The sequence below is a fragment of the Methylophaga sp. UBA1464 genome (genome assembly GCF_002325665.1).
Taxonomy (GTDB): Bacteria; Pseudomonadota; Gammaproteobacteria; order Nitrosococcales; family Methylophagaceae; genus Methylophaga.
Map to the genome: position 1 here is coordinate 46893 of NZ_DCSO01000109.1, position 5187 is coordinate 52079.

Genomic DNA, 5187 nt, shown 5'->3' on the forward strand with positions numbered 1-5187 from the left:
ATTTTGTAACTCCCTAAAAACCTAAAAACGTGTGCCCATTGTTTCATTTTCCATTTCAAGGGATAAAGCTTGGGCACCGGCTTCGGCCGGGAGTTCACCGGTCTCTGAACCTAACTTTATCATCAACCTTACTTCATTGCTTGAATCAGCATTTCGCAACGCATCTTCGTATGAAATCTCGCCAGCTCTGTACAAATCATACAAGGACTGATCAAAAGTTTGCATCCCCAGTTCACGGGAACGTTTCATAACATCCTTGATTTCAGATACCTTCCCCTTCTCGATCAGATCACCGATTAGTGGCGTATTTAGAAGCACTTCAACAGCCACCGCCCGCCCGGCGCCATCTTTTTTGGGGATGAGTCGTTGGGCAACAATGGCTTTCAGGTTTAAAGATAAATCCAAAAACAATTGTTGGTGACGGTCTTCCGGGAAAAAGTTAATCACCCGCTCCATCGCCTGATTGGCATTATTGGCGTGGAGGGTGGATAAACATAAGTGACCGGTTTCAGCAAATGAAATGCCGTAGTCCATGGTATCCCGACTCCGGATTTCACCGATCATAATGACATCCGGGGCTTGCCGCAAAGAGTTTTTCAAGGCGATTTCGTATGAATCCGTATCCACTCCAACTTCACGCTGTGTCACAACACATCCTGCATGTTTATGATCAAACTCGATAGGATCCTCAATGGTTAAAATATGCCCGGTGCTGTTCTGATTGCGATAGCCAATCATCGCCGCCAGCGTGGTTGATTTACCACTGCCTGTAGCGCCAACAAACATCACCAGTCCGCGCTTGGTCATTGCCAGTTCTTTGATGATTTCAGGAACATGCAACTCTTCGATGGTAGGGATCTCACCTTTGACCAGTCGCAAAACCATGGCAATACGGCTACGCTGATAAAGTGCACTGACCCGGAAGCGACCAGCACCTTTGGTATCGATGGCATAATTACATTCCTTATCCCGCTCGAAAGTCCTTTTCTGTTCATCGTTCATGGTACTCAATACCAATTCACGCGCCTCTTCTTCGGATAAAGGCTCCTGTGAAAGTGTTGCCATTCGACCATTTACTTTTAAAGTGGCAGGTCTGCCCGAAGTGATAAAAATATCAGAGGCTTCGTGTTTTACAGCTGCTTTTAATATTGTGACAATTTCCACTTTGATCTCCTAACGGAACAGGTCCTTGTTCACAGCACGAGGCAGTGCTTCATGCTTGGTGATTTGCTGACGACGGACCAAATCCTGTAAACACTGATCCAATGTCTGCATGCCCAAGGCACCACCGGTTTGAATTGACGAATACATCTGCGGCACCTTGTCTTCGCGAATCAGGTTACGAATCGCCGGGGTACCGATCATAATCTCATGTGCAGCAATCCGACCACCACCCACTTTCTTCAGCAAGGTCTGAGAAATAACGGCACGTAATGATTCTGACAGCATCGAACGTACCATGTCTTTTTCTGCGGCGGGGAATACGTCGATAATACGGTCAATAGTTTTTGCCGCTGAGGAAGTATGCAATGTACCAAACACCAGATGACCGGTTTCTGCAGCAGTCAGTGCCAGACGAATGGTTTCCAGATCACGTAACTCCCCCACCAGAATAATATCGGGATCTTCCCGCAAGGCACTGCGTAAGGCTTCACTGAACCCATGCGTATCTCGATGAACTTCACGCTGATTAATCAGACACTTCTTACTGCGGTGAACAAACTCAATCGGATCTTCAATGGTCAGTATATGTTCATTATCTTTATCATTCCGATAATTGATCATCGCAGCCAATGTTGTCGACTTACCTGAACCAGTTGGTCCGGTCACCAGTACAATACCCCGGTGATTATCGGAAATCTGTTTGAAAATTTCAGGGGCCCCCAATTCTTCTAACGTCAGGACCGTTGAAGGGATTGTCCGGAAAACAGCAGCTGCACCACGATTCTGATTAAACACATTGACCCGGAAACGTGCCAGATTGGGAATCTCAAACGAAAAGTCAGCTTCCAGAAACTCTTCAAAATCCTTGCGCTGCCGATCATTCATGATGTCATACACCATGGCATGGACCTCTTTATGCTCCATGGCCGGCAAGTTTATACGTTTGATATCGCCATCAACACGTATCATTGGTGGCTCACCGGAAGAAATGTGCAAATCCGACGCATTGTTTTTTGCACTAAAGGTCAGCAATTCAGTAATATCCATGCACATTCCTTAATTCATAAAGTTACGGCTACCCGTCAACGACAACATAGCGAATACTGCTAAAGGTAGCGTGCTCCAGACAGGCTTGCAACATGACAAACTCAAAAACACGTCTGCAATCTGTGATGAACTTCATCAAATTGGCAGAACAACAGGCGCACAGACATCCAGGCTCAGTAAAATTGCTAGCAGTAAGCAAAACCTGGCCAGCCTCCCGGCTCAGAGAATTAGCCGAAGCCGGACAAACACGTTTTGGTGAGAATTACCTGCAGGAAGCATTGGAAAAGATCGCTGCGTTAGATGATTTAACATTGGAATGGCATTTTATCGGCCCGGTCCAATCCAATAAAACCCGTGAAATTGCTGTCCATTTTGATTGGGTACAGAGCGTAGACCGGTTAAAAATTGCTCAGCGTTTATCGGCTCAGCGGCCACAACATAAAACACCCCTTAATATATGTCTGCAGGTGAATATTGATAACGAACCCAGCAAATCCGGCGTTCAGCCGGAAAAATTACTGGAGCTCGCAGCAGCGGTCAGTCAACTGGATAATCTGTGTTTGCGAGGTTTAATGGTCATTCCTGCTATTGCTGAGACGGAGGAAAAACAGCTGGATACCTTTGGTCGGGCGCAACAGCTATTTTCTGAATTGAAAATCGCACATCCCGAAGCCGACACACTGTCAATGGGAATGTCTGCTGATATGCAGGCTGCAATCACTCAGGGCAGCACGATGGTTCGGATTGGCACCGCTTTGTTTGGCGAGAGACATACACCCGATAAACAATAACCAGTACACTACCCACTTAAACATTTGGCTCAATGGAGATTGATTAGATGATACCTTGTAAGCTCGCCTTTATCGGCGGTGGAAATATGGCGCGCAGCCTGATTGGTGGTTTAATTGCCAATGGCATTTCTGCCGACAATATCCATGTTGCCGATAAACAGCCGGACACACTCGAATCACTTAACAGTCGCTATCCCGTTCAGACATTTACGGACAATCGTCAAGCCATTGAAGGCGCGGACGTTATTATTATTGCGGTGAAACCGCAGCAACTTCAGGATGTAGTAAAGGAACTCAATCCTGACTGGCAACAGCAGCAACTGATGATTTCCATTGCAGCAGGAATTCGCATCAAAGACATCAGCCGCTGGCTTGATAAACCTCATGCCTCCATCGTACGTGCCATGCCAAATACTCCCGCGCTTGTAGAAGCCGGTGCTACGGCTTTATTCGCCAATGAAAATGTCACTCATCAACAACATGAACTGGCTGAATCAATTCTACGTGCCTGCGGTCTAGCTATCTGGCTGCAAGACGAAAAACATATGGATGCTGTCACCGCTTTATCGGGTAGTGGTCCTGCCTACTTTTTTCTTGTTATGGAAGCCATGGAAAAAGCAGCTGTGGAGCTTGGGTTACCGCAGGAAACAGCCAGACTATTATGTTTGGAAACCGCATTTGGGGCCGCTAAAATGGCACTGGAAAGTGGCGAATCTGCCAGCACGTTGCGAAAACAGGTCACCTCGCCCGGCGGCACTACTGAAAGAGCTATTCATGAACTGGAGGATGGTGGTTTGCACGGCCTATTTGAAAATGCGTTAGTGGCAGCGGCATTACGCGCTCGTGAACTGGCAGATGAATTAGGACAAGATCACCATGCCTAACAGTTATTTCTCAAATCCATTGATGTTTCTGATTGAAACACTGTTTCAGTTGTATATGTACATCGTTGCAATACGCTTACTTTTACCGCTAATCAGAACATCGTTTACGCATCCATTAATACAGACCATCATTCGTATTACTGAACCGCTGTGTGCACCACTACGCAGCTTTATGCCCAGCTCACGTAAATTTGATTCTGCTGTTTTACTTTTATTGATCCTGGTTACGCTGATTAAATTGACTTTATTGCTCAGTCTGGCAGGTGCATGGCCGGCATTAACCGGATTAATACTGTTCACGGTAGCAGAGTTGTTTTCACTGTTTATCAGCTTATTTACTGTCACGATTATTATCGAAGTTCTGCTCAGCTGGCTGGCCCCTCAAGGCTACAATCCGGTCGCCAGCCTGATCCAGGCGATTAATGCCCCTTTACTGGATCCGGTAAGGCGCAGAATGCCTTTACTGGGTGGCATTGATTTATCGCCGTTAGTCGTCATATTAGGCCTGCAGGTTCTGTCGATGCTGGTGATGCCTTTATTACTCGGCACAGCCTATCCCCAGTATTAATTTTGTTATAGGACACAATACATTATGTCGGACTCCCTGCCAGCTGACTCAGTTGGATTGGTAACCCCTTCTCACTTGCATATTGATACGCCACTAGCTCTGGATTGTGGTCGAGTGCTGCCGCAATTTGATTTGATTTATGAGACCTATGGCACATTGAATGAAGATAAAAGCAATGCTGTTCTGATTTGTCATGCATTGTCCGGAGATCATCATGCTGCCGGTTTCCATTCTCTGGAAGAACGCAAGCCTGGCTGGTGGGATACGGCAATTGGTCCGGGTAAAGCCATTGATACCAATCATTTTTTTGTAGTTTGCCCGAATAACCTGGGTGGTTGTAAAGGCTCATCCGGCCCCAATACGGTTAATCCACAAACCGGCAAATTGTACGGTCCTGATTTTCCAATAGTGACCGTAGCTGACTGGGTAAAGAGTCAGGCGATTCTGGCAGATTCATTAGGCATTGATAAGTGGGCGGCCGTTGTTGGTGGCAGTCTGGGTGGCATGCAAGCATTGCACTGGGCGATTACCCTGCCTGAACGGGTTGGTCACGCTCTGGTGATCGCCGCCGCACCAAAACTCTCAGCCCAGAATATTGCCTTTAATGAAGTCGCCCGCACCGCAATTAAATCGGATCCTGAATTTCACGAAGGTCGCTATCAGGAATTTAATACTGTTCCCAGACAAGGGCTGGGACTGGCGAGAATGCTGGGGCATATCACCTATCTTTCTG

At 46.8% G+C, this 5187-nt stretch carries 6 protein-coding genes; 4 read left to right on the forward strand and 2 right to left on the reverse strand.

Going from position 1 to position 5187, the window contains the following annotated elements:
- Positions 1-21 precede the first annotated feature (21 nt).
- A complete protein-coding gene (locus B3O33_RS14870; RefSeq protein WP_292362001.1) occupies positions 22-1164 on the reverse strand; it encodes a PilT/PilU family type 4a pilus ATPase in 1143 nt (380 codons plus the stop codon).
- Positions 1165-1173: 9 nt separating this feature from the next.
- On the reverse strand, positions 1174-2211 hold the full coding sequence (locus tag B3O33_RS14875) for a type IV pilus twitching motility protein PilT (protein ID WP_292362000.1): 1038 nt from the start codon (positions 2209-2211) through the stop codon (positions 1174-1176).
- A 92-nt stretch (positions 2212-2303) separates the two neighbouring features.
- Between B3O33_RS14875 and B3O33_RS14880 the strand changes: the two genes are divergently transcribed.
- The 4 genes from B3O33_RS14880 to metX form a co-directional block, all read left to right on the forward strand.
- Positions 2304-3002: a YggS family pyridoxal phosphate-dependent enzyme gene (locus tag B3O33_RS14880; protein ID WP_292361999.1), complete on the forward strand. Its 699-nt coding sequence runs from the start codon at positions 2304-2306 to the stop codon at positions 3000-3002.
- Positions 3003-3049: 47 nt separating this feature from the next.
- Complete coding sequence (gene proC, locus B3O33_RS14885) at positions 3050-3886, forward strand: pyrroline-5-carboxylate reductase (RefSeq protein ID WP_292361998.1); 837 nt, start codon at positions 3050-3052, stop codon at positions 3884-3886.
- Positions 3879-4454 (forward strand): YggT family protein, encoded by a 576-nt coding sequence (locus tag B3O33_RS14890; protein ID WP_292361997.1) that lies wholly within the window; start codon positions 3879-3881, stop codon positions 4452-4454. The genes proC and B3O33_RS14890 overlap by 8 nt, the downstream gene beginning before the upstream one ends.
- 24 nt (positions 4455-4478) lie before the next feature.
- Positions 4479-5187 (forward strand): homoserine O-acetyltransferase MetX (gene metX / locus B3O33_RS14895; RefSeq protein WP_292363890.1); only part of this gene is annotated, 709 nt, incomplete at its 3' end.

What these genes read in the sequence shown, in the direction of transcription:
- B3O33_RS14890 (WP_292361997.1), top strand. Translation starts at nt 3,879, where the DNA reads ATGCCTAACAGTTATTTCTCAAATCCATTGATGTTTCTGATTGAAACA.
- proC (WP_292361998.1), top strand. Translation starts at nt 3,050, where the DNA reads ATGATACCTTGTAAGCTCGCCTTTATCGGCGGTGGAAATATGGCGCGC.
- B3O33_RS14880 (WP_292361999.1), top strand. Translation starts at nt 2,304, where the DNA reads ATGACAAACTCAAAAACACGTCTGCAATCTGTGATGAACTTCATCAAA.
- B3O33_RS14875 (WP_292362000.1), bottom strand. Translation starts at nt 2,211, where the DNA reads ATGGATATTACTGAATTGCTGACCTTTAGTGCAAAAAACAATGCGTCG.